General features: G+C 70.2%; 20 protein-coding genes. 9 read left to right on the plus strand and 11 right to left on the minus strand.

Annotation, left to right across the window (positions count from 1 at the left end):
• Positions 1 to 11 precede the first annotated feature (11 nt).
• Entirely contained in the window at positions 12 to 809 is a 798-nt protein-coding gene (locus tag TX83_RS04050; RefSeq protein WP_064746653.1) for a polysaccharide deacetylase family protein, read from the minus strand.
• 119 nt (positions 810 to 928) lie between these two features.
• On the opposite strand from TX83_RS04050, the gene grxD reads away from it, so the two are divergent.
• Together grxD and TX83_RS04060 are read left to right on the plus strand one after the other, a co-directional pair.
• The gene (gene grxD / locus TX83_RS04055; RefSeq protein WP_064746682.1) at positions 929 to 1,855 is read left to right on the plus strand and encodes a Grx4 family monothiol glutaredoxin; all 927 of its coding nucleotides are present in this window, start codon (positions 929 to 931) and stop codon (positions 1,853 to 1,855) included.
• Positions 1,856 to 2,133: 278 nt separating this feature from the next.
• Positions 2,134 to 2,571, plus strand: a complete 438-nt coding sequence (locus tag TX83_RS04060) for an NIPSNAP family protein (RefSeq protein ID WP_261370007.1) — start codon at positions 2,134 to 2,136, stop codon at positions 2,569 to 2,571.
• A 213-nt stretch (positions 2,572 to 2,784) separates the two neighbouring features.
• On the opposite strand, the gene TX83_RS04065 is transcribed toward TX83_RS04060, so the two are convergent.
• The 3 genes from TX83_RS04065 to TX83_RS04075 all read right to left on the minus strand — a co-directional run bounded on the left by TX83_RS04065 (position 2,785) and on the right by TX83_RS04075 (position 5,215).
• The gene (locus TX83_RS04065) at positions 2,785 to 3,342 is read right to left on the minus strand and encodes a DUF924 family protein (RefSeq protein WP_064746654.1); all 558 of its coding nucleotides are present in this window, start codon (positions 3,340 to 3,342) and stop codon (positions 2,785 to 2,787) included.
• A 304-nt stretch (positions 3,343 to 3,646) separates the two neighbouring features.
• The gene (locus TX83_RS04070; RefSeq protein WP_064746655.1) at positions 3,647 to 4,234 is read right to left on the minus strand and encodes a lysozyme inhibitor LprI family protein; all 588 of its coding nucleotides are present in this window, start codon (positions 4,232 to 4,234) and stop codon (positions 3,647 to 3,649) included.
• Between the two features lie 204 nt (positions 4,235 to 4,438).
• A complete protein-coding gene (locus tag TX83_RS04075; protein ID WP_064746684.1) occupies positions 4,439 to 5,215 on the minus strand; it encodes an AMP nucleosidase in 777 nt (258 codons plus the stop codon).
• A 140-nt stretch (positions 5,216 to 5,355) separates the two neighbouring features.
• Here TX83_RS04075 and TX83_RS04080 point away from each other — a divergent pair, with 140 nt between their 5' ends.
• The 5 genes from TX83_RS04080 to TX83_RS04100 all read left to right on the plus strand — a co-directional run bounded on the left by TX83_RS04080 (position 5,356) and on the right by TX83_RS04100 (position 10,315).
• Positions 5,356 to 6,819, plus strand: a complete 1,464-nt coding sequence (locus tag TX83_RS04080) for an amidohydrolase (protein ID WP_064746656.1) — start codon at positions 5,356 to 5,358, stop codon at positions 6,817 to 6,819.
• Positions 6,816 to 8,111, plus strand: coding sequence for an amidohydrolase family protein (locus TX83_RS04085; RefSeq protein WP_064746657.1), 1,296 nt, complete (start codon positions 6,816 to 6,818; stop codon positions 8,109 to 8,111). Before TX83_RS04080 ends, TX83_RS04085 begins: the two co-directional genes overlap by 4 nt.
• Before the next feature lie 119 nt (positions 8,112 to 8,230).
• Entirely contained in the window at positions 8,231 to 8,635 is a 405-nt protein-coding gene (locus TX83_RS04090) for a DUF1761 domain-containing protein (protein WP_064746658.1), read from the plus strand.
• On the plus strand, positions 8,632 to 9,270 hold the full coding sequence (locus TX83_RS04095; protein WP_064746659.1) for a 2-hydroxychromene-2-carboxylate isomerase: 639 nt from the start codon (positions 8,632 to 8,634) through the stop codon (positions 9,268 to 9,270). Before TX83_RS04090 ends, TX83_RS04095 begins: the two co-directional genes overlap by 4 nt.
• 100 nt (positions 9,271 to 9,370) lie before the next feature.
• Positions 9,371 to 10,315, plus strand: coding sequence for a DegV family protein (locus tag TX83_RS04100; protein WP_064746660.1), 945 nt, complete (start codon positions 9,371 to 9,373; stop codon positions 10,313 to 10,315).
• A gap of 179 nt (positions 10,316 to 10,494) precedes the next feature.
• On the opposite strand, the gene TX83_RS04105 is transcribed toward TX83_RS04100, so the two are convergent.
• A complete protein-coding gene (locus TX83_RS04105) occupies positions 10,495 to 11,013 on the minus strand; it encodes a MepB family protein (RefSeq protein ID WP_064746661.1) in 519 nt (172 codons plus the stop codon).
• Between the two features lie 387 nt (positions 11,014 to 11,400).
• On the opposite strand from TX83_RS04105, the gene TX83_RS04110 reads away from it, so the two are divergent.
• Positions 11,401 to 14,859, plus strand: a complete 3,459-nt coding sequence (locus TX83_RS04110) for an amidohydrolase family protein (protein ID WP_079248036.1) — start codon at positions 11,401 to 11,403, stop codon at positions 14,857 to 14,859.
• 159 nt (positions 14,860 to 15,018) lie between these two features.
• Positions 15,019 to 15,363 carry a hypothetical protein gene (locus TX83_RS04115; RefSeq protein ID WP_064746662.1) on the plus strand — a complete coding sequence of 115 codons (345 nt, stop codon included), beginning with the start codon at positions 15,019 to 15,021 and terminating at the stop codon, positions 15,361 to 15,363.
• A 108-nt stretch (positions 15,364 to 15,471) separates the two neighbouring features.
• Here the strand turns inward: TX83_RS04115 and fghA are convergent, their stop codons facing one another.
• The 6 genes from fghA to TX83_RS04145 form a co-directional block, all read right to left on the minus strand.
• On the minus strand, positions 15,472 to 16,302 hold the full coding sequence (gene fghA / locus TX83_RS04120; RefSeq protein WP_064746663.1) for an S-formylglutathione hydrolase: 831 nt from the start codon (positions 16,300 to 16,302) through the stop codon (positions 15,472 to 15,474).
• Between the two features lie 10 nt (positions 16,303 to 16,312).
• Positions 16,313 to 16,621, minus strand: coding sequence for a hypothetical protein (locus TX83_RS04125; RefSeq protein ID WP_064746664.1), 309 nt, complete (start codon positions 16,619 to 16,621; stop codon positions 16,313 to 16,315).
• 7 nt (positions 16,622 to 16,628) lie between these two features.
• A complete protein-coding gene (locus tag TX83_RS04130; RefSeq protein ID WP_064746685.1) occupies positions 16,629 to 17,738 on the minus strand; it encodes an S-(hydroxymethyl)glutathione dehydrogenase/class III alcohol dehydrogenase in 1,110 nt (369 codons plus the stop codon).
• 122 nt (positions 17,739 to 17,860) lie between these two features.
• Positions 17,861 to 18,133, minus strand: coding sequence for a formaldehyde-responsive transcriptional repressor FrmR (gene frmR, locus TX83_RS04135; protein ID WP_064746665.1), 273 nt, complete (start codon positions 18,131 to 18,133; stop codon positions 17,861 to 17,863).
• Between the two features lie 379 nt (positions 18,134 to 18,512).
• Positions 18,513 to 21,260 carry a phosphoenolpyruvate carboxylase gene (gene ppc, locus TX83_RS04140; protein WP_064746666.1) on the minus strand — a complete coding sequence of 916 codons (2,748 nt, stop codon included), beginning with the start codon at positions 21,258 to 21,260 and terminating at the stop codon, positions 18,513 to 18,515.
• 293 nt (positions 21,261 to 21,553) lie between these two features.
• Complete coding sequence (locus TX83_RS04145) at positions 21,554 to 22,483, minus strand: LysR family transcriptional regulator (RefSeq protein WP_064746667.1); 930 nt, start codon at positions 22,481 to 22,483, stop codon at positions 21,554 to 21,556.
• Position 22,484: the final 1 nt, after the last annotated feature.

The raw sequence follows: 22,484 nt of genomic DNA on the forward strand, positions 1-22,484 counted from the left end.
CGGGAACGCGCTCAGGCGTCGCCGGGACGCGCTTCCGGCAAAGCGCAGCGGTAGCCCAGCTCGTCCAGCCGCACCAACAGGCGGCGCATCGCTTCGACGTTGCGGCCGTGGCCCGAGCCCTCGTGCATCAGCACGATCGCGCCCGGGGCCAGATCGCGTTCGATCCGCGCCACCACCTTGTCCGGGTCGGCCTCGACCGCGTCGAAACCGCGCGCGCTCCAGGCCACCCGGCTCAGGCCGTAGCGGCGCAGCGGCGCGGCGGTGAAGGGATTGGCCATGCCGACCACGGCGCGGAACCAGCGCGGCGGCTGCGGCAGCAACGCGGCCAGGCGCCGCTGGGCCTCGCCGATTTCGCGCGCCATCGCCCGCGGCCCCAGCGCCCAGAACCGCGCCGAAGGGTGGCTGTGGCTGTGGTTGCCGACCTCGTGGCCGCGGCGGACGATCTCGCGCAGCAGGCCGGCATGGCGCTCGGCGCGCTCGGCGACGACGAAGAAGGTGGCCTTGGCGCGGTGCGCATCGAGCAGGTCGAGCATCGCCTCGGTATCGGCCGAGGGCCCGTCGTCGATGGTCAGCCAGACCGCGCGCTCGGCGGTCGCCAACCGCGACAGCACCGGCCCGAACAGACGCGAGCGCGGCCACAGGGTGCCCCAGAACATCGCCGCATGACTCGGCAGCAGGGCCGCCAGGCCGGTCGCCCAGCCGTAGCGCCACCACAACGCCGCCACCAGCAACTGCGAGGCGGCGAACCAGCCGGCCCAGGCCCAGGGCCGGCGCGGCGGTCGGTGAGCGGCGGCGAAGGGGCGGTCCATGCGCGGGACGCGGTCTCGGGGGCTGATCGGGCGGGAGGGGGCGAACAGAGCCTGCATCCTACCTTGCGCCGCCGGCGCCCCGCCCCCATGTGAGCCCCATCTCCGCCCGCCAGACCGTCATGTCCCTCGATCCCGCCCTGCGTTCGCGCATCGAAACCCTGCTCCAGTCCAATCGCGTCGTGCTGTTCATGAAGGGCGCGCCGAACGCGCCGCAATGCGGTTTCTCGGCCAAGGCCGCCGGCGCGCTCAACGCGCTGCTGCCGCAGGGCTACGCCCACGTCGACGTGCTGGCCGATGCGGACCTCCGCGAGGGCATCAAGGTCTACGGCGAGTGGCCGACCATTCCGCAGTTGTACGTCGACGGCCAGTTGGTCGGCGGCAGCGACATCGTCGAGCAGATGGCCGCCAGCGGCGAACTGCACGGCCTGCTCGGCCTGCCGGCGCCGGATCGCAGCCCGCCCAGGCTCAGCATCACCCCGGCGGCGGCCAAGATGCTGCGCGATGCCGTCGCCAACGCCGGCGAAGGCTATGCGGTGCAATTGGAAGTCGACCCGCGCTACAACGTGCGCCTGCAGCTGGCGCCGGTCGACGCTGCGGCGATCGCGGTCGAAGTCGACGGCGTGCGGGTGCAGACCGACTGGATGCACGCGCGCCGCGCCGACGGCGTGTCGATCGACTGGGCCGACGACGAACGCGGCCGCGGTCTGGTGATCGTCAACCCGAACGCGCCGCCGGCGGTGCAGCCGCTGACCCCGGCGCAGGCGCGCGAACGCGTCGCCGCCGGCAGCCTGCGCCTGGTCGACGTACGCCCGGCCGAGGAGCGCGCGCTGGCCCAGGCCGGTGTCGCCTTCGATACCTTCGACGCCGGCACCGCCACGCTCGAGGCGCTGCCCAAGGACACCGCGCTGGCCTTTCTGTGCCACCACGGCGGCCGCAGCGCCCAGGCCGCCGAGCACTTCCGCCAGCTCGGCTTCAGCGAGGTCTACAACGTGGTCGGCGGCATCGACGCCTGGGCCGACATCGAGCCGGGCATCGCCAAATACTGAGCCGCCGGCGCCAGCCGCCGCCGCGACGGCCGCGACGCCCTGCGTCGCGGCCGTTTTCGTTTGCGCACGCCGGATCGCGCTGGGGTGGACGCCTGGCGCGGGGGGCTTCCGCGCGATCCGCTTCCGCCCGGCATCCGAGGCGGTCGCTTCAACCTGACTGGTCACCAACGCCCACCTCGTCTCCGCCTTGTGGCCGATGCCCGCCTGCGGCGACGCCCCCTAACCTCGCGCCTCGTTGCCCACCTCGCCACGGATCGGCGCCTGCTGCGGAGTAGCCCGTGACCTTCGCCTTCCCGATCCGCGCCCTCGGCGCGCTCGCCGCGCTGTGCCTGCTCGCCACCCTCGCCCGCGCCGCCGATCCGCCCAAGCCGGTCCCCGCGCCGATCCAGCAGCTGCGCATCTACGAAATCTTCGAAGACACCAAGCCGCATTTCCACGCCCGCTTCCGCGATCATGCGCTGCGGATCATGCAGCGCTACGACTTCCGCATCGTCGCCATGTGGGAGACCCGGCAGGAGCAGCGGACCGAATTCGCCTATCTGCTGGAATGGCCGGACGAAGCGACGATGAAGGACCGCTGGGCCCGGTTCATGGCCGACGAGGAATGGTCGAGGATCAAGCGCGAAACCCGCAGCCGCGGCCGCATGGTCGGACAGATCCAGGACCGCACCCTGCACATGGTCGAGTATTCGCCGCAACGCCATTTGCTCGATTGAACGCCGCGACGGCTCTTGTAAGAGCGGCGTGAACCGCGACAGCCGCAGCGGTGGACGCGAGCGAAGCATCCGGAGCCCAGACCGCCGGCGCGGGCATGGCCCATGCCGCATGACCGACTTCGGCCGGCACGCGTTCTGTCATCGCTTCGGTGGTCGCGGCTCACGCCGCTCCTACAAGAGGCGTTCGCCGCGACAGGGGGGAACCGAAGCGGCTCAGCCCTTGAAGCCGCCGCCGTCGAGGTAGGCCTGTTCGTCGGCGGTCGATTCGCGGCCGAGGGCGGCGTTGCGGTGCGGGAAGCGGCCGAAACGTTCGATCAGGTCCAGGTGCTGCTGCGCCCACCGCGCCGGATCGCTGCCGTCGGCGTTAGCCGGCAGGCGCCGATGCAGTTCCAGCGACAGGCGCTGGTCGGCCAGGTCCTCGGAGTGCTCGAACGGCAGATAGAAGAACGCGCGCAACGCCGGCTCGATGCGCTGGTCGTGACCGAGCGCCAGCGCGCGCCGGGCGTAGTGGCGCGCGAGCGGATCGGTCGCATAGGAGTGCGCGCTGCCGCGGAACACGTTGCGCGGGATCTGGTCGAGCAGGATCAGCAGCGCCAGCGCCGACTCGGCGTCGCGTTCGACCCAGTCGTCGTGCTCGCGGCGCGCGGCGGCGAAGTGGGCTTCGAGGAAACCGCTGCGGCATTGATGGTCGAACTGCTCGTCGCGGTCGAACCAGCGGCTCGGCCCGGCGTTGCGCCAGAAGGCGACGACGTCTTGTGCGGTGACGGACATGATTAACCTGAGATCGCGAAGACAGGGCCGCACCCTAGCACCGCCGCAACACCGTGTCGAAGCCAGCCGCTCTTGTAGGAGCGGCGTGAACCGCATCGCTGTTGTAGGAGCGGCGCAAGCCGGATTGCTCTTGTAGGAGCGGCGTGAGCCGCGACCACCGCAGCGGTGATCGAAAGCGCTACGGCCGAAGCCCGGTTGCCTGCGTCGTCTGTTGTCGCTACTGGTTGTCCGGGCTTCGGATGTTTCGCTCGCGTACACCACTGCGGTAGTCGCGGCTCACGCCGCTCCTACAGACAACCAGGGTTTACGCCGCCGCAGGCGGGCCCGCGTCGGGCGCTTCGCCGAGCTGGGTTTCCAGTTCGTTGATCCAGGCCGCGGTCAGGTTTTCCATGGTCACCGCGTGAATCAGCGGCTGCACGGCGCGCGAGGAGTACGACTGGGCGACGAAGCGCGCATGGCGCTCGCGGAATGCCAGCCAGGCCTGGTGGGTCTGCTCGAACGCCTCCCGGCTCTTGCCGTCGAGCTGGCCGCGCAAGCGTGCGACCGCGCGTTCCAGCCGCGCCTGCTCGCGTTCCAGTTCGGCCAATGCGTGCCGGCTCATGTCGGCCTGACTGACGTTGGCGTCGTCGCTGTCGCGCGCCAGCGCCTCGGCCTTGCCGACGTAACGGTCGGCGATGCGCGCGGTGGTCTCGGCCTTGCCGATCAGGCGGCTTTCGAAGCGGCGCAGTTCCTCGACGCTGGTGTGGGCGCCGTCGAGTTCCTGCTTGAGCGCCAGCAGCTGCTTGCCGCGCTCGATCGCGTCGACCGTGCCGCGACGTTCGGCGATGCGCTGAATGAAGTAGAACGCCCAGGTCAACAGGGCGCCGATGACGGTGAAGATGAGCTGTTCCATGACCTGTCCTCCGGTCGTGGGGCACAGTGTCGTCCGGGCAGGTCTCAGGCCGTGCGAGGCGGCGTGCGGGGCGTCTCAGAACCCTTAAAAACAAGGGGTTTTAGCTTGATGGCATGGGTGAACTGTTCAGCCGCGCCGGAACCGGGGAGCCCTCGCCCACCCCCTCTCCCGCACGCGGGAGAGGGGCCGATGCGCGGCGGCGGCTTACTCGTCGAAGCGCAGGTGACGCACCGACTTGCCGTGGCGGCGGATCAGCTTCAGCGCTTCGATGCCCACGCTGATGTGGTTGTCGACGAAGCTGGCGCTGACCTTGGCGTCGGAGGCTTCGGTCTTGACCCCTTCCGGGATCATCGGCTGATCGGACACCAGCAACAGCGCGCCGCAGGGAATGCGGTTGGCGAAGCCGGCGGCGAACACGGTCGCGGTCTCCATGTCGATGGCCATGCAGCGCATCGCCCGCAGCCGTTCCTTGAAGGCTTCGTCGTGCTCCCAGACGCGGCGATTGGTGGTGTAGACCGTGCCCGTCCAGTAGTCGTGGCCGAGGTCGCGGATCGTGGTCGAGACCGCGCGCTGCAGGGCGAAGGCCGGCAGCGCCGGCACCTCCGGCAGCAGGTAGTCGTTGGAGGTGCCCTCGCCGCGGATCGCGGCGATCGGCAGCACCAGGTCGCCGAGCTGGTTCTTGCGCTTGAGGCCGCCGCACTTGCCCAGGAACAGGACCGCCTTGGGCATGATCGCCGACAGCAGGTCCATCATGGTCGCCGCGTTGGGACTGCCCATGCCGAAGTTGATCATGGTGATGCCGTCGGCGGTCGCGCTCGGCATCGGCCGGTCCAGGCCCACGACTTCGGCGCCGGTGAGACGGGCGAAGGTGTGCAGGTAGCCGCCGAAATTGGTCAGCAGGATGTGCTCGCCGAACTGGTCCAGCGGGACGCCGGTGTAGCGCGGCAGCCAGTTTTCGACGATCTGTTCTTTGTCTTTCACGTTCTTGGCCTTTTCTAGTTGTTGTCCGGCCATTGTGGCATGCCTATGACCTTCGTCAGGGTTGGCAGCGCCGATCGCCGCCGCTACGGTTCAAGGTCGCCCGCAATCCGTTTGAATTGCTCGCTTTTCCGGGGAAAATCATGCTTCGACCGCTCTTCGCCGGCTGCGCCCTGGCGCTGCTGGGCAGCGCCGCGCAGGCCGCGACGCCGGCGCCGGCCACCTCGCGCTACACCCAGGACCCCTACCCCAGCACCTACCGCCCGCTCGCCTCCGGCCCGGTGCTGCTGCAGGGCGCTACGGTGCTGACCGGCACCGGCCAGCGCCTGGACCGCGCCGACGTGCTGCTGCGCGACGGCAAGATCGTCGCCGTCGGCAGCCACCTGGAGGCCCCGGCCGACGCGACCCGGGTCGCGGCCGAGGGCAAGTGGATCACCCCCGGTCTCATCGACGTGCACTCGCACCTGGGCGTCTACCCCAGCCCCGGCGTCGGCGCGCATTCCGACGGCAACGAGATGACCGGCCCGGTGACCCCGAACGTGTGGGCCGAGCATTCGATCTGGCCGCAGGACCCCGGCTTCGCCACCGCCCTGGCCGGCGGCGTCACCTCGCTGCAGATCCTGCCCGGCTCGGCCAACCTGATCGGCGGCCGCGGCGTGACCCTGAAGAACGTGCCGGCGGTGAGCTACCAGGCGATGAAATTCCCGGGCGCGCCCTGGGGCCTGAAGATGGCCTGCGGCGAAAACCCCAAGCGCGTCTACGGCGGCCGCAACACCTCGCCGGGCACGCGCATGGGCAACGTCGCCGGCTACCGCGCCGCCTTCATCGACGCCAGCGAATACCTGCGCAAGACCACGCCGAAGAACGCCGCGCCGCAGAAGAAGCGCTGGTGGCAGAGCAGCGCCAAGCCCAACGGCAACGGCGCCGACAGCGAGAAGGACACCGGCGGCAAGCGCGACCTCAAGCTCGACACCCTGGCCGGCGCGATCAAGGGCGACATCCGGGTCCACATCCACTGCTACCGCGCCGACGAGATGACCACCATGCTCGACCTGGCCAAGGAGTTCGGCTTCAAGGTCAGCGCCTTCCACCACGGCGTGGAGGCCTACAAGATCGCCGACCGGCTTGCCGCCGAAGGCGTGTGCGGCGCGCTGTGGGCCGATTGGTGGGGCTTCAAGATGGAGGCCTTCGACGGCATCCAGGAGAACATCGCCATCGTCGACCGCCCGGCCAACAGCTGCGCGATCGTGCATTCGGATTCGGAGGAAGGCATCCAGCGGCTCAACCAGGAAGCAGCCAAGGTGATCGCGCATGCGCGCCTGGCCGGGATCGAGATCGCGCCGGAACGGGCGATCCGCTGGCTGACCCAGAACCCGGCCAAGGCGCTGGGCATCGGCGAGCGCACCGGCACCCTGGAGCCGGGCAAGATGGCCGATGTGGTGGTCTGGAACGGGAATCCTTTCAGCGTCTACGCCAAGGCCGAACAGGTCTACGTCGACGGCGCGCGGATCTACGACCGCGCCGACCCGGCGCGCCAGCCCAAGTCCGACTTCCTGCTCGGCCAACCCGCGACCCAGGGCGCGGCGACGACCGGAGGCCTGCGATGAACCGCGCCGCCGTCCGCCGCCGCGTTCTCGCCGCCGCCCTGCTGGCCGCCGCCAGCTTCGCCGCGCCGGCGCAGAACCTGCTGATCCGCAACGCCACCGTGCATACCGCCACCGCCCAGGGCTCGCTCGAACACGCCGACGTGCTGGTCTCGGGCGGGGTGGTGCGGGCGATCGGCAAGGGCCTGAGCGCGCCGGCCGGCGCGCAGGTGGTCGAGGCCGAAGGCCGGCCGCTGACCCCGACCCTGTTCGGCGGCATCACCGAGCTCGGCCTGGAAGAGGTCTCCGGCGAGAAGTCGACCGTCGACCAGACCGTCGCGCTCGGCGCCGACACCAAGGAAATGACGGTGCGGCCGGAGTTCGACGTGACCCTGGCCTACAACCCCGACTCGGTGCTGATCCCGGTCGCGCGCATCGAAGGCATCGGCTGGACCCTGCTCGGCGCCGGCACCGCCGCCGGCGGCTCGATCGTCGCCGGCCAGGGCGGGGTCGAGCGCCTCGACGGCGGCCCCGACCCGATCGGCCCGCGCGCGCTGTTCGTGCGCCTGGGCAAGGACAGCCTCGGCCTCAGCGGCAGTTCGCGCGCGGCGCAATGGATGATTCTCGATCAGCTGATCGACGAGGCGCGCGGGCGCCTTCCGTCCGGCCACCACGCGGCCCTGCTGACCCCGGCCGGGCGCCAGGCCCTGCTCAAGTACCTCGACGGCGGCGGCCGGATCGTGTTCGGCGTCGACCGCGCCGCCGACATCCGCCAGCTGCTGCGCTGGTCGTCGCGGCACAAGCTGCGGATCGCCATCGCCGGCGGCGCCGAGGCCTGGCGCCTGGCGCCCCAGCTGGCCGCGGCGCAGGTGCCGGTGTTCGTCAATCCGCTGTCCAACCTGCCCAGCGACTTCGATCAGGTCGGCGCCAGCCTGGAGAACGCCGCGCGGCTGCGCGCGGCCGGGGTCGCGGTCGGTTTCAGCGAGGGCGGCGCCGCGCACAACGCGCGCAAGGTGCGCCAGTTGGCCGGCAATGCGGTCGCCGCCGGCCTGCCCTGGGCCGACGGCCTGGCCGGGCTGACCCGGGTACCGGCGGACACCTTCGGCGTCGCCGGCGAAGTCGGCAGCATCGCCCCGGGCAAGCGCGCCGACCTGGTGCTGTGGAGCGGCGATCCGCTCGACGTCGCCCACGTCGCCCTGCAGGTGTGGATGGACGGCCGCGCGATCCCGATGCGCAGCCGTCAGACCGAACTGCGCGACCGCTACCTGCGCGCCGACAACGGCCTGCCGCGCGCCTATCCGGCGCCCGCGCGCTGACGGCTCCGCCGGCGCGTCCGCCTGCGGCGGGCGCGCGGCGCGGCGCGGCGTATGCTGTCGACGGCCGTCGCCGCCTGACGCGCGACGGCCGACTCGACCCGCAACCCGGAGACGCCGCGATGACCCTGCCCACCCTGGAACTCAACTGGCTGGCGATCCTCGCCGCGACCGCATCTTCGTTCCTGCTCGGCGGGCTGTGGTACGGGCCCTTGTTCAAGAAGCAGTGGTGCCGCGCCGCCGGGATCGACCCGGACGCGCAGCCGCGCCACCCGGCGCTGATCTTCGCCACCGCGATCGTGTGCAGCTTCCTGGCCGCGCTGGTGTTCGCGGTGTTCCTGCCGCCGGCGGCCAACGCCGCCGACGGCTTCGGGGTCGGCTTCGTGGTCGGCCTGTTCTTCGTCTCGATGAGCTTCGGCATCAACTACGCCTTCGCCCAGCGCGGGCCGGTGCTGTGGATGATCGACAGCGGCTACCACATCCTCCAGTTCGCCCTGTACGGCCTGATCCTCGGGGCCTGGAAGTGAGCGCGGCGGCCGGCGAGCGGCGCTGGTTCTTCGATTTCATCTCGCCGTTCGCCTACCTTCACTGGCAGAAGCTGCGCCCGCGCCTGGCCGAGCTGGCGGTGGAGCCGGTGCCGATCGTGTTCGCCGCGGTGCTGCAGGCGCGCGGGCAGAAGGGGCCGGCGGAAATCCCGGGCAAGCGCGAATTCACCTACCGCCACACCCTGTGGCAGGCGCGCCGCGACGGGATAGAGCTGCGCTACCCGCCGGCGCATCCGTTCAATCCGATCGCGGCATTGCGCTTGTGCATCGCGGCAGGCGGCACGCCCGAGGCGGTCGATGCGATCTTCGACTGGATCTGGCGCCGCGGCCAGGCCGGCGACGGCGTCGAGGCGCTGCAGCCGGTGATCGACGCGCTCGGCATCGACCCGGCCGCGCTCGGCGCGGAGGCGACCAAGGCCGCGCTGCGCGCCAACACCGACGCGGCGATCGCGGCCGGTGTGTACGGCGTTCCTACGTTGAAGTTCGGAAGCGAGCTGTTCTGGGGCTGCGACGCGCACGAGTTCGCGCTTGACGCATTGCAGCATCCCGAGCTGCTTCACGATCCGGAGATGCAGCGTCTGACAAGGTTGCCCCTGGGCCAGCAGCGGCGCAGCTGAACCTCGCCCGCCAAGCGGCGCAAAGTCGATGCGTGATCGGCGCCACAAAAAGGTATGCTCGTAACATTCGATTGATGCCAGCCACGACCCGGGGGGGAACATGCGCATTGGAATCGTCGTCGACTCCGCTTGCGACCTGCCGCTGGAGTACCTGGAACGACACCACATCCATCTGTTGCCGATCACCGTGCGCATCGGCCAGGCCGTACTCGCCGACCACCGCAACGAGCAGGCGACCCTGCAGTTCCTGCACACCCACCTGGCCGAACGCGGCTTCGAGGCCGAGACCACACCGTACACGGTGCAGCAAGTGCGCGATCTGTTCGTCAGCCAACTGGCGATCGACTACGACTACGTGTTCTGCCTGACCATCACCAAGACCCGCAGCCCGATCTACGAGAACGCCAACCAGGCCAGCTTCGCGATCCTCAACGACTACAAGCCGGTGCGCAGCGCCGCCGGCATCCACACCCCGTTCGCCCTGCGCGTCATCGATACCCTGAACCTGTTCGCCGCCCAGGGCGTGACCGCGGTCGAGGCGGCGCGGCTGCGCGACGCGGGCGAGGGCGCGCCGAAGATCCGTGCCCGGCTCGAATACCTGGCCCTGCACACCCACGGTTATCTGATTCCGCGCGACCTCAACTACCTGCGCGCGCGCACCCGGGTGCGCGGCGACCGCAGCGTCAGTTTCCTCAGCGCCGCGCTCGGCAGCGCCCTGGACATCAAGCCGGTGCTGCATTGCAACCGCGGCGAGACCGGCCCGGTGGCCAAGATCAAGGGCTACGACCAGGCGGCGCAGAAACTGTTCGAATTCGCCGCGCGCAAGACCGCCGGCGGCCTGGCCACGCCGACGATGTGCGTGAGCTACGGCGGCGAACTGGCCGAGCTGCACGCCTTGCCCGGTTACGACCGCCTGCGCGCGGCCTGCGCCGAGAACAACGTCGAGTTGTTCGAAAGCGTGATGAGCCTGACCGGCATGGTCAACGTCGGCAAGGGCGCGCTGGCGCTGGGCTTCGCCGCGGAGCAGGCGCAGTTCGAGGGCTGACGGCCGGGATTCGGGATTCGGGATTCGGGATTCGGGATTCGGGATTCGGGATTCGGGAAAAGGCTAAAACGGGCGTCTCGCTTTGGTGCTCGTCTTCCGCTCGTCATCCCCGCGAAGACGGGAATCCAAGTTCCATCGCGACAAGCATTCGGCCACAGCGAACTGTCGCCGGCCGCCGTTCAAGCGCCGAACAACCCGAGTACTCGCCGGACATCGACGCCACCGTCCGCGTCGACGCCCAGGAAGCGATCGGCCTGCCAACGTTGCGTGGCCAACGCCTGTTTCGCCACGGGACGGCTCCACGGCGGATACACCCGGATCGCCCGCTTTCCGCCGAGCCCCTGTTCGGACATGACGTCGCGATCGATCAGGGTGGCGCGGTCGAAGACGAACTGCCCGCGCCGGCCGGCCTCCGCCACCCAGACCACCACGAAATCCACCGCGTCGCCGGCGTCCAACGGCGCGATCGGCCCATCGGGCGACGAACGTTTCCACATCGTCACGAACTGTCCGATCTTCTTCGGTGTGACCCGGGCTTCGCGAAAGACCACGGAACGGCCCTCCAGACCGAGCCTGCAGGCGCCGTATTCGCTTCCCTCGAGTTCGCGCACCGGCGCAGCGCTCGTCTGCATGCCTGCCGCAGCGTAGACATGCCGCAGCGAGAAGATCAGGCCTTCCGGCAGATTGCTATCGCACATCCTTACGCTCGAATCCCCGCTCGATTGCATCGCGGCGTCCAGGGTAACAACCGATGTTCGGCCCGGCCAGGCACAGTTTCGGCAAGCCGCGGCGACGCCCGTCCTCGACAACCGGGCCAACGCAAGCGTTGGCCATTTCCATGCAACCGCGCTCGAACGCCAGGGCCCCGACATCGCCGCGGGAATCAGGCGAGCGCCATGCCGCGCCGCACTGGCGACGGCCCCGGACCACCGCGGCAGCGCAATAGCCGGTATCCACGCACGACAGGCACCGCAAGCCGTCGCCCGATGGCATTGCATATGCCTCGGCCACGACTTCCAGCCCAGGCCCCGGCACCGAGGCAGCGGTTAGGCTCGACCCACAGCCCGTTCCCAGGTAGCCGCTCGATGCCCCGTCTCCATCTGCTCGCCCTCGCCCTGGCCAGCGCGTTCGCCGCGCCGGCGTTCGCCCAGACCCCGCCCCAACCCGCGCCGCAGGACAAGCAGCAAGGCGACACACCCGCCGCCCAGCTCGAGCAGGATGCGCTCAAACCGGCCGGCACCGATCCGGCGCGCGCGCCGGCGCAGACCGCCAAGGGCGCGAGCAAGCCGGGCGCGGCGGCCGACGACAAGAAATGGGACGTCACCGCCGCCCACGGCCCGACCAAGGCGGTGCGCTTCGACACCGACGAAGGCACCTGGATCGACCTCGACGTCTCGCCCGACGGCCGCGAAATCGTCTTCTCCCTGCTCGGCGACATCTACCTGCTGCCGATCGGCGGCGGCCAGGCGCGACGCATCAGCGGCGGCCCGGCCTGGGACGTGCAGCCGCGCTTCTCGCCGGACGGCCGCGAGATCGCCTTCACGTCCGACCGCGGCGGCGGCAACAACCTGTGGCGCATGCGCGCCGACGGCAGCGAGCCGGCCCAGGTGACCAAGGAAGACTTCCGCCTGCTCAACAACCCGGCCTGGACGCCCGACGGCCAGTTCCTGATCGGCCGCAAGCACTTCACCGGCGAGCGCTCGCTCGGCGCCGGCGAGCTGTGGATCTATCACGCCGCCGGCGGTGGCGGCGGCCTGCAACTGACCAAACAGAAGAACGACCAGCAGGACCTGGGCGAGCCGGCGGTGTCGCCGGACGGCCGCTACGTCTATTACTCCGAAGACGTCACCCCGGGCCCGAGCTTCCAGTACAACAAGAACCCGCACGACACCATCTACGCAATCAAGCGCCTGGACCGCCAGACCGGCAAGAGCGACACCCTGATCGACACCGCCGGCGGCGCGGTGCGGCCGCAGCCCTCGCCGGACGGCAAGTCGCTGGCTTTCGTCAAACGCGTGCGCGATAAATCGGTGCTGCACGTGTTCGACCTCGCCAGCGGCGAAGCGCGCCCGGTCTGGGACGGCCTGTCGCACGACATGCAGGAAGCCTGGGCGATCTTCGGCCCCTACGCCAACTTCGACTGGACTCCGGATTCCAAGGCGGTGGTGATCTGGGCCCAGGGCAAGCTGTGGCGGGTCGCGATCGGCGACGGCAAACCGCAGCCGATCCCGTTCACCGCCGCGGTCGAGCAGACCGTGACCGCGCCGCTGCGCTTCGAGCAGACCCTCGAAGAAGGCCGTTTCGCGCCGAAGATGATCCGCGACGTCGCCACCAGCGCCGACGGCAAGACCTTGGTGTTCCACGCGGTCGGTCAGTTGTGGCGCAAGCGCCTGCCCGACGGAAAGCCCGAGCGCCTGACCGGCAACGACAACCTCTACGAATACCAGCCCAGCTTCAGCGCCGACGGCAGCAAGCTGCTGTACACGACCTGGTCGGACGATGCGCTGAGCGCGATCTACGTCGCCTCGGCCGGCGGTGACGGCGGCAAGCGCCTGACCCAGGAGAAGGGCTTCTACTACGGCCCGCGCTTCTCGCCGGACGGCAAGCGCATCGTCTACGCCAAGAGCGGCGGCGGCGGGCTCACTGGCAGCCTGTGGTCGGTCGACCGCGGCATCTACGTGATGAACGCCGACGGCGGCAAGCCGGTGCGCGTCGCCGACAGCGGCGAGGCGCCGCAGTTCAGCGCCGACGGCACGCGCGTGTTCTACCTGACCGGCGGCGGACTGAAGAAGAAGCTGATGTCGGTCGGCCTGCACGGCGAAGAGCCGCGCGAAGTCTACAGCCTGAAGTACGTCGACTCGGTCAGCCTGAGCCCAGACGGCAAGTGGGTGGCTTTCACCGAGCTGTTCAATGCCTACGTCGCGCCGCTGATGACCGGCGGCACCGGTCCGGTCGAGCTCAGCCGCGACAGCAAGGCGATGCCGGTGACCCAGGTCAGCGCCGATGTCGGCAGCTATCTGCACTGGGCCGCCGATTCCAAGTCGCTGCACTGGATGGTCGGCGACCGCTACCACTCGCGCCCGCTCAACCAGGCCTTCGGCTTCCTGCCGGGCGCGCCGGCGACCCTGCCCAAGCCGTCGGCCGACGAGGCCGGGGTCCGGGTCGGGCTGGAGCTGCCGGTGTACGCGGCGCAGGACACGGTCGCCTTCACCCATGCCCGGGTGGTGACCATGCGCAACTCCGAGACCGAGCAGGAAGTGATCGAGGACGGCACCGTGGTGGTGCGCGGCGATCGCATCGTCGCGGTCGGGCCCAGCGGCTCGGTCGCGGTGCCGGCCGGCGCGCGCAGCATCGACGCCCGCGGCAAGACCATTCTGCCGGGCTATGTCGACGTGCACGCGCATGCCGCGCATTTCGGCCAGGGCGTGGTGCCGCAGCAGAACTGGGCCTACTACACCAACCTCGCGTTCGGCATCACCACCATGCACGACCCCTCGGCCACCACCGAGTTCGTGTTCTCCGAAGCCGAGCTGCTCAAGGCCGGCAAGATGGTCGGCCCGCGCGTGTTCTCGACCGGTACGATCCTGTACGGCGCCGACGGCGACTTCAAGGCGGTGGTCAACTCGATCGACGACGCCCGCAGCCACCTGCGCCGGATGAAGGCCAACGGCGCGTTCTCGGTCAAGAGCTACAACCAGCCGCGACGCGAACAGCACCAGCAGATCAACCAGGCCGCGCGCGAGCTGGGCATGCTGGTGGTCGAGGAAGGCGGCTCGACCCTCAACCACAATCTGCCGATGATCCTCGACGGCGTCACCGGCATCGAGCACAACCTCCCGGTCGCGCCGCTGTACAAGGACGTGCTGGAACTGTGGCGGCAGACCGACGTGCGCAACACCCCGACCCTGGTGGTCAGCTACGGCGGCCTGTCCGGCGAGTACTGGTGGTATGCGCGCGACAACGTCTGGGAGGACAAGAAGCTCAACCGCTTCTTCCCGCGCGAGACCCTGGACGCCCGCTCGATCCGGCGCGAGACCGCGCCGGACTGGGACTACTGGCACGTCCAGGTCGCCAAGTCGGTGAAGAAGCTGCGCGACGCCGGGGTCAAGATCCAGATCGGCGGCCACGGCCAGTTGCAGGGCCTGTCGGCCAACTGGGAGATCTGGATGCTGCCGCAGGGCGGTTTCAGCAATTTCGAAGCGCTGCGCGCAGCGACCATCGACGGCGCCGACTACCTCGGCCTGTCCAAGCAGCTGGGCTCGCTGGAAGCCGGCAAGAAGGCCGACCTGGTGGTGCTCAACAGCAATCCGCTGGAGAACATCCGCTCGACCATCGACACCCGCTACGTGATGGTCGACGGCCGATTGTTCGACGTCGACGCCGACATGGCCGAACTCGGCAACCGCGGCGAAAAGGCGCCGAACTTCTATTGGCAGCGCCACCGCGACGGCCAGACCTTCGGCCTGGAGTACGGCCCGACTTCGGTCTGCCATTGCCCCAAGGGTCACGGCGTGCATTCGGCGCACGACCACGACGACGAGTGACGCGGCGTGCGGCCCGTCGCCGTTGCGACGGGCCGCACAGCGCGAGCGGGCGGCGAGCATGAACGCCGCCCCTCGCCCGGCCCCGGAGCGCGGGCGCGTTCACGGCGGACAGAGGCCGGCGCGCTTACCCTGAGCGCCTCGTTCAAGCAGAGAGCGCGCATGGCCACCCGCTACTACCTCACCCTGCCCGACGGCGAACGCGCCCGCGGCAGCGACGCCGCGCTGTCGTTCCGCGCGGTCAGCGCCGAAGGCTTCGCCGAAGAGCTGCAGGCCGCGCTGCGCGGCGACGGCTTGTTCGAACGCTGGCGCGCCAAGCAGCCCGATCCGGACGAGGTCGACCCTAGCCTCGGCGCCACCGATCCGGCGGCGACCGTGCACGGCGAGCAACGCGATCTGCGCATCGATCTGATCGCCACCACCGCGCTGTCGGGCACGGTCATCAAGCACCGGCTGCGCCTGCTGGCAGGCAGCGGGTGGGAGTTGCGGGACGTTACCGCGGCCTGAGCGCCGCGGGCAGCGGGTCGAGCGCAGCCAGCGAGAGCGGCTCGCCGCTCTCGCGATTCGTCCCGACGCCGTCGCGCGCCGCACGGGTGCGACGCGGGCGGCCCGCTCTCAGCCGCGCAGCGCCGCGGCGTGGTGCGCGATGTGCTCGCCGATGAAGCTGGCGATGAAGTAGTAGCTGTGATCGTAACCGGAGCGGATCCGCAGCTGCAGCGGGTGGCCGGCGACTTCGCAGGCGATGCGCAGCAGCTCGGGCTTGAGCTGCGGCACCAGGAACTCGTCGGCGTCGCCCTGGTCGATCAACAAGGGCAGGCGTTCGCGCGCGCCTGCGACCAGCGCGGTCGCGTCCCAGGCTTTCCAGGCTTCGCGGTCGTCGCCGAGATAGGCGCTGAACGCCTTCTCGCCCCACGGGCTTTGCGACGGCGCGGCGATCGGCGAGAACGCCGATACGCTGCGGTAGCGGCCCGGGTTCTTCAACGCGATGGTCAGCGCGCCGTGACCGCCCATCGAATGGCCGCTGATGCCGCGTGCGCTGCCGGTCGGGAAATGCGCGTCGACCAGCGCCGGCAACTCCTCGACCACATAGTCGTACATGCGGAAGTGGCCGGCCCACTTCGGCCGGGTCGCGTTGAGGTAGAACCCGGCGCCCTGGCCGAGGTCGTAGCCCTCCGCGTCCGGCACGCCCTCGCCGCGCGGACTGGTGTCCGGCGCGACCAGAATCAACCCGTGCTCGGCGGCGTAGCGCTGCGCGCCGGCCTTGGTGATGAAGTTCTGCTCGGTGCAGGTCAGCCCGGAAAGCCAGTACAGCACCGGACAGTCTTCGCGCTCGGCCTGCGGCGGCAAGTAGACGCCGAAGCGCATCGTGCAGCCGAGCGTGGTCGCGGTATGCGACCAGACTTCCTGGCGTCCGCCGTGGCAGGCGTGGGATTCGATTCGTTCCATGTCGGGGCTCTCAGCGCAGCGTGGATCCGTTCGGGTTGATCGCCAGTTCGTCCACACGCTGCGGGTAGAACGGCTTCTTGTGTTCCATGTCGTAAAACAGCAGGCCGTGCAGGCCCATCGCTTCGCGCTTGGGCACGCGGTTGCGCCACAGGCGCTCGAACACCGGCTCGAGCGCGCGCGGCGGATGCCGCGCCAGAACCTCGTCGATGAAGGCCACGTTCTGGCCCGGCGGATACAACAGATCGAAGTCCGCGTCCTCGACGGCGAACACGTCGTAGGTGCAGTTGATCGCACTGTCGACGACCTGGACGTACTTCATCGCCGTCTCAGTAGTGGATCACGGTCCGGATCGACTTGCCCTCGTGCATCAGATCGAAGGCCTCGTTGATGCGTTCCAGCGGCAGCGTGTGGGTGATGAAGGGGTCCAGGTCGATCTCGCCCTTCATCGCCTGCTCGACCATGCCCGGCAGCTGGGTGCGGCCCTTGACCCCGCCGAAGGCCGAGCCGCGCCAGACCCGGCCGGTGACCAACTGGAACGGGCGAGTGCGGATTTCCTGGCCGGCGCCGGCGACGCCGATGATGACCGACTCGCCCCAGCCCTTGTGGCAGCACTCCAGCGCCGAGCGCATGACCTCGACGTTGCCGATGCATTCGAAGCTGAAATCGACGCCGCCGTCGGTCATCTCGACCAGCACGTCCTGGATCGGACGCGCGTGGTCCTTGGGATTGACGCAGTCGGTCGCGCCCATCGCCTTGGCCAGTTCGAACTTGCCCGGGTTGGTATCGACGCCGATGATGCGCCCGGCCCTGGCCTGCACCGCGCCCTGGATCACCGCCAGGCCGATGCCGCCGAGGCCGAACACCGCGACCGTGTCGCCCGGCTGCACCTTGGCGGTGTTGTGCACCGCGCCGATGCCGGTGGTGACGCCGCAGCCGAGCAGGCAGACCTTCTCCAGCGGCGCGGCGGGGTTGACCACCGCCAGCGAGACTTCGGCCACCACCGTGTACTCGCTGAAGGTGCTGCAGCCCATATAGTGGTGGATCGGCTGGCCGTTGTAGCTGAAGCGGCTGGTGCCGTCCGGCATCAGGCCGCGGCCCTGGGTCGCGCGCACCGCCTGGCACAGATTGGTCTTGCCCGACAGGCAGAACTTGCACTGGCGGCATTCGGCCGTGTACAGCGGGATCACGTGATCGCCCGGCTTGACGCTGGTCACGCCCTCGCCGACCTCGACCACCACGCCGCCGCCTTCGTGGCCGAGCACGGCGGGGAACAAACCTTCCGGGTCGTCGCCGCTGAGGGTGAACGCATCGGTGTGGCACACGCCGGTGGCGGCGATGCGCACCAGCACTTCGCCGGCCTGCGGCGGCTGGACGTCGATCTCGACGATCTGCAGGGGCTGGCCGGCGGCGAAAGCGACGGCGGCGCGGCTCTTGATGACCCGGCTCATGGGCGATGTCTCCTGGTGGTGGCGTCCCGGGAAGGGAAACAAGGACGAACGTGGAACGGATCTGATCCGACGCGGTGCGCGGCCGCGACGAGGCTATTTCGAATACGGTTTCATTTCAGGTACGAGCGCACCAGCGCAGCGATCTCGTCGATGCTGGCGTTGCGGCCGCGGTCGGCCACGGCTTGGCCGAGTTCCTCGCGGATATGGCTTTCCAGCACCTCCGACATCAGCCCGTTGATCGCGCCGCGGATCGCCGCGATCTGCTGCAGCACCGCCGCGCAGTCGCTGCCGGCCTCGAGCGCGCGCTCCAGGGCCTCGGTCTGGCCCTTGATCCGGCGCACCCGGGTCAGGACGCGTTTTTTCTCTTCCGGCGAATGCGGCATGGCGGCGGGCTCCGGATGCGATCGCATCCTATACCCCCCTATAGTATCAGAAAGACGGGGTCGGGGATTGGAGATTGGGGATTCGCGGGCAAGAACCGCTTTGAAGGTCAGAGCGGCGCGAACCGGCAAGGACGATGCGCTCGTCCGGACGCGCGCGCCTGTAGCAGCGGCGTAAGCCGCGACCACCGAAGCGGTGTTCGCAAGCGCGGCGGCCGAAGCGCGCGCGCAGCGGTCGATCGTCGCCAGCGCTGGCGGAAGACGGGTTTGGGAAGGGGGCGAGGGATTTAACCGCTTCGGCGGTCGCGGCTCGCGCCGCTCCTACCCCAATGCCGAGCGACCCGCTTTGCGAATCTCCAATCCCAAATCCCCAATCCCGGCTTCACCCCGTGTTCTGCACGCCCGCCGCGATGCCGTTGACCGTCGCCACCAAGGCCTGCTGCAGGATGTCGTCGGGACGGCCGGCGGCGCGCCAGCGCGCCAACAGGTCGACTTGCAGCAGGCTGATCGGGTCGACGTAGGGGTTGCGCAGGCGGATCGACTGGCGCAGGCGATGATCGCCGGCCAGCAGTTCGTCGCTGCCCTTGATCGCCAGCACCGCGCGACGGGTGCGTTCGAACTCCTCGGCAATGCCCGGATGGAAACGCGCGTGCAGATCGCCTTCGGGCAGGTCGCGGGCGAGCATCGAGTAGCGTTCGAAGATCGCCGGGTCGGATTTGGCCAGGACCATTTCCAGATCGTCGATCAGGGTGCCGAAGAACATCCAGTCGCGCGCCATTTCCGCCAACGCGTCGCGGCCATGATCGCGCAGGGCACGCTCGAGCGCGGTGCCGACGCCATACCAGGCGGTCAGCCCGGCGCGATTCTGCGACCAGGCGAACACCCACGGAATCGCGCGCAGCGAACCGATATCGCCGGCGCCGGCGCGCTTGGCCGGGCGCGAGCCGATGCGCAGGCGCTCGATCACGTCGATCGGGGTGGCAGCGCGGAAATACGCCGGGAACAGCTCGTCGTCGTGCACCAGCGCACGGTAGTGCGCGCGCGCGGCGGCGGCCAGTTCCGCGGCCAGCGCGCGCCAGCCGTCGCCGCGCGGTTCCGGCGGACGCGGGCGCAGGGTCGCGCGCAGCACCGCGCCGGTGGTCTGCTCCAGGTTGCGCAGCGCCAGCGCGCGGATGCCGTACTTGCGATGGATCACCTCGCCCTGCTCGGTCAGGCGCAGATAGCCGTCGACCGAGCCGCGCGGCGCGGCGATCACCGCGCGCTCGGTCTTGCCGCCGCCGCGGCTGATCGAGCCGCCGCGGCCGTGGAAGAAGGCGATGCGCACGCCGCTTTCGGTGGCCAGCGCGGTCAGCGCGCTCTGGGTGCGGTGCAGCGCCCAGCGCGAGGCCAGCATGCCGCCGTCCTTGGCGCTGTCGGAATAGCCCAGCATCACCACCTGGCGATTGCCGCGCAGGCGCAGGTGGTCGCGATACACCGGGTCGGCGAACAAGGCGCGCAAGGTGTCGGCGGCGGCGTCGAGGTCGTCGACGGTTTCGAACAGCGGCGCGACGTCGAGCGGCACCCGGCCGTCGCGCTCGGCGCAGCCGGCGGTCTTGGCCAGGGCCAGCACCGCCAGCGCATCGGCCGCGCTGCGGCTCATGCTGACGATGTAGGGACCGAAGGCGCGCTCGCCGTAGCGCGGGCGCAGGCGGGCCACGGCGCGGAACACGTCCAGGGTCGGTTGCGCGGCGGCGGCGGCGCTGCGCGGAGCCGGCGCCTCGCCGTCGAGCACGCCGTGCAGGCGCGCGGCGCGCGCGGCGACGTCGAGCGCGGCCCACTCCGGTTCGTCGAGCAGCGCGGCCAGTGCGGCGTCGTGGGTGGCCGAATCCTGGCGCAGGTCCAGGCTGGCGAGATGGAAGCCGAAGCATTCGGCGCGGCGACGCAGGCGGCGCACGGCGAAGCCGCCGGCGTGCGCGCCCTGGTGCGCGGCCAGGCTGCGCTCGATCAGGGCGATGTCGGCCAGGAACGCGGCGGCATCGGGGTAGCCGTGCACGCTCTCGTCGAGCGTGGCCTGCAGCCGCGCCGACATCAGGTTGAGCAGGTTGCGGTAGGGCATGTCGGCATGGCGCGGCCTGAGCAGCGCGGCGGCCTTGGGCAGCTGATAGCGATAGTCCTCGACCCGCGCCAGCACCGCGTCGTCGACCCGCACCCGGCTGACCGACTGGCTAAGCAATTCGGCCAGCGCCCCCAGCTCGCGCCGATAAGCGTTGAGCACCAGCGCGCGCTGCCCGGCCAGGGTGGCGGCGATGGTGTCCGCGCCGACGTTGGGGTTGCCGTCCATGTCGCCGCCGACCCAGGTGCCGAAGCCGAGCACGTCGGGCAAGGACGCGCCGGCGCCGTAGGTTTCGCGCAGGGCCTCCTCGAACATCTCGTAGAACACCGGCAGCACCCGGTACAGCACCTCAGACAGATAGAAACCGACGTGCTCGAACTCGTCGGCGACGCTGGGCTTGACCGCCGGCGCCTCGGCGGTCTGCCAGCTCGCGGTCAGGGCCAGGCGGATGCGCTCGCGGTCGGCGCGGCGCTCGGCCGGAGTGCGGCCGCGGTCGATGTCATCGACCAGACAGGAGACGATGGTGCGCTCTTTCTCCAGCAGCGCGCGCCGCACCGCTTCGGTCGGGTGGGCGGTGAACACCGGCTCGATCCGCAGCCGCGCCAGCAGCGCGACCACTTCTTCGGCGCTGACGCCCTGGCGCGCCAGGGCGCCGAGCGCATCGCGCAGGCCGCCGGGCTGGGCGCCGGCGCCGCTGCGTTCGTAGTCGCGGCGGCGGCGAATGCGGTGCACACGTTCGGCCAGGTTGACCGCCTGGAAATAGGTCGCAAACGCCCGCACCAGATCGCCGGCCTGTTCCGGATCGGTGTCGGCCAAGGCATCGGCCAACGCGCCGATCGGCGCCTGCGCTTCGCGGCGACGGATCGCGGCGCGGCGCAGGCGCTCGACGGCGTCGAGGAAGTCCTGCCCGCGCTGTTCGGCGAGAATCTCACCGACCAATGCGCCCAGCGTTTTGACGTCGTCGCGCAGCAAGGCGTCGGTGGAAGCGAAGTCTACGGCGCGCAACGGTTCGTCGCTGGTATCGAGAAGGGCATTCATCCTTCAAGGCTACAACACCTGTGCGAGACGAATCCAAGTCACGGGCGCGGCATTGCGCGCCGCAGGCGATCGTTTCCGTTGCAACTTTTTCACCGTCGCGCGTCGGCGACGCGCGAGACCTGTCGCGTCCGTCACTTAGCGTTGCGACGGCGGCTACCTGCGCGGCTTAGGACGTTTGCTACTGAGCATATGCGGCGACCCGCGTCGCACACCGGCCGCGCCACGGCGCACGCGGCCACGCCGCGATGCGGTCGCGATCGGCGGTGTGCCGTACGCCGCCCGCATCGCGCGACTCACGGCGACGGCGGCGCCTCGTCGTCGCGCAACAAGACCGTGACCCATTCGCGCAGACGCTCCAGCCGGGCGCTGCCGTGCGCCTCCGGCAACCAGGCCAGATACACCCGCCGCACCGGCGGCGGCTGCGGACACGGCAGCGGCACCAGTGCGCCGCGCGCCAGCGGCTCGGCGATCAGCCGCGGATACAACAGCGCGACGCCCTGCCCGGCCAGCGCCGCGCTCAGCGCCGGCAACGGCGAGGACAGGCCCAGATGCGGCAGCGGCCAGTGCGCCGGGTCGTCGCCGAACCACTGCGGCCAATCCTCGCGCCAGCCTTCGCTGGTCACGTGCAGCAGGCGCGCGCCGGGCGCGCGATCCAGCCACCAGCGCTCCCGGTCCAGCCGCGCGGCCAGCGCCGGCGCCGCCACCGGCTGCAGCGCCTGTTCGAACAGCAACTCGCCGCGCAGTCCCAGCGCGAGCGGATCGCGATGCATCAACAAGGCATGCACGCGTCCCTGGGCCAGATCGTCGGCATTGGCCGGGCAGAACAGTTGCACCTCGGCGCCGGCGCGGGCGGCGAACTCGTCCAGGCGCGGCAACAGCAGGCTGACGCTGAGGCTGGTCGGCGCGCCCAGCAACCAGCGCCGGCTCTCGTCGCCACGCGCGCGCAGGCGTGCGGTGGCCGCTTCGATGCGCTCGAAGCCGTCGATCAAGGCTTCGCCGTACTCGCGCCCGAGCGGCGTCGGCCGCGCCCGACCGCCGCTGCGGTCGAGCAAGCGCAGGCCGAAGGCCTCTTCCAGGTGCTGGACGTGCTGGCTCAACGCGGCATGGCTCAGGTGCAGGCGCTCGGCGGCGCGGCGCATGCCGCCGTAGCGCACCACCGCGGCGAAGGCCTGCAGGGCACGCAGCGCCGGCAGGCGTCGCGGGGGCGGATCGCTGATGGTCATG

The sequence above is a fragment of the Lysobacter antibioticus HS124 genome (assembly GCF_000336385.2).
Classification (GTDB): domain Bacteria; phylum Pseudomonadota; class Gammaproteobacteria; order Xanthomonadales; family Xanthomonadaceae; genus Lysobacter; species Lysobacter firmicutimachus.

Excerpts from the sequence above, each read along its gene's own strand:
- TX83_RS04050 (WP_064746653.1), bottom strand. The coding sequence starts at position 809 with ATGGACCGCCCCTTCGCCGCCGCTCACCGACCGCCGCGCCGGCCCTGG.
- grxD (WP_064746682.1), top strand. The coding sequence starts at position 929 with ATGTCCCTCGATCCCGCCCTGCGTTCGCGCATCGAAACCCTGCTCCAG.
- TX83_RS04065 (WP_064746654.1), bottom strand. The coding sequence starts at position 3,342 with ATGTCCGTCACCGCACAAGACGTCGTCGCCTTCTGGCGCAACGCCGGG.
- TX83_RS04070 (WP_064746655.1), bottom strand. The coding sequence starts at position 4,234 with ATGGAACAGCTCATCTTCACCGTCATCGGCGCCCTGTTGACCTGGGCG.
- TX83_RS04080 (WP_064746656.1), top strand. The coding sequence starts at position 5,356 with ATGCTTCGACCGCTCTTCGCCGGCTGCGCCCTGGCGCTGCTGGGCAGC.
- TX83_RS04085 (WP_064746657.1), top strand. The coding sequence starts at position 6,816 with ATGAACCGCGCCGCCGTCCGCCGCCGCGTTCTCGCCGCCGCCCTGCTG.
- TX83_RS04090 (WP_064746658.1), top strand. The coding sequence starts at position 8,231 with ATGACCCTGCCCACCCTGGAACTCAACTGGCTGGCGATCCTCGCCGCG.
- TX83_RS04100 (WP_064746660.1), top strand. The coding sequence starts at position 9,371 with ATGCGCATTGGAATCGTCGTCGACTCCGCTTGCGACCTGCCGCTGGAG.
- TX83_RS04105 (WP_064746661.1), bottom strand. The coding sequence starts at position 11,013 with ATGTGCGATAGCAATCTGCCGGAAGGCCTGATCTTCTCGCTGCGGCAT.
- TX83_RS04110 (WP_079248036.1), top strand. The coding sequence starts at position 11,401 with ATGCCCCGTCTCCATCTGCTCGCCCTCGCCCTGGCCAGCGCGTTCGCC.
- TX83_RS04115 (WP_064746662.1), top strand. The coding sequence starts at position 15,019 with ATGGCCACCCGCTACTACCTCACCCTGCCCGACGGCGAACGCGCCCGC.
- fghA (WP_064746663.1), bottom strand. The coding sequence starts at position 16,302 with ATGGAACGAATCGAATCCCACGCCTGCCACGGCGGACGCCAGGAAGTC.
- TX83_RS04125 (WP_064746664.1), bottom strand. The coding sequence starts at position 16,621 with ATGAAGTACGTCCAGGTCGTCGACAGTGCGATCAACTGCACCTACGAC.
- frmR (WP_064746665.1), bottom strand. The coding sequence starts at position 18,133 with ATGCCGCATTCGCCGGAAGAGAAAAAACGCGTCCTGACCCGGGTGCGC.
- ppc (WP_064746666.1), bottom strand. The coding sequence starts at position 21,260 with ATGAATGCCCTTCTCGATACCAGCGACGAACCGTTGCGCGCCGTAGAC.
- TX83_RS04145 (WP_064746667.1), bottom strand. The coding sequence starts at position 22,483 with ATGACCATCAGCGATCCGCCCCCGCGACGCCTGCCGGCGCTGCGTGCC.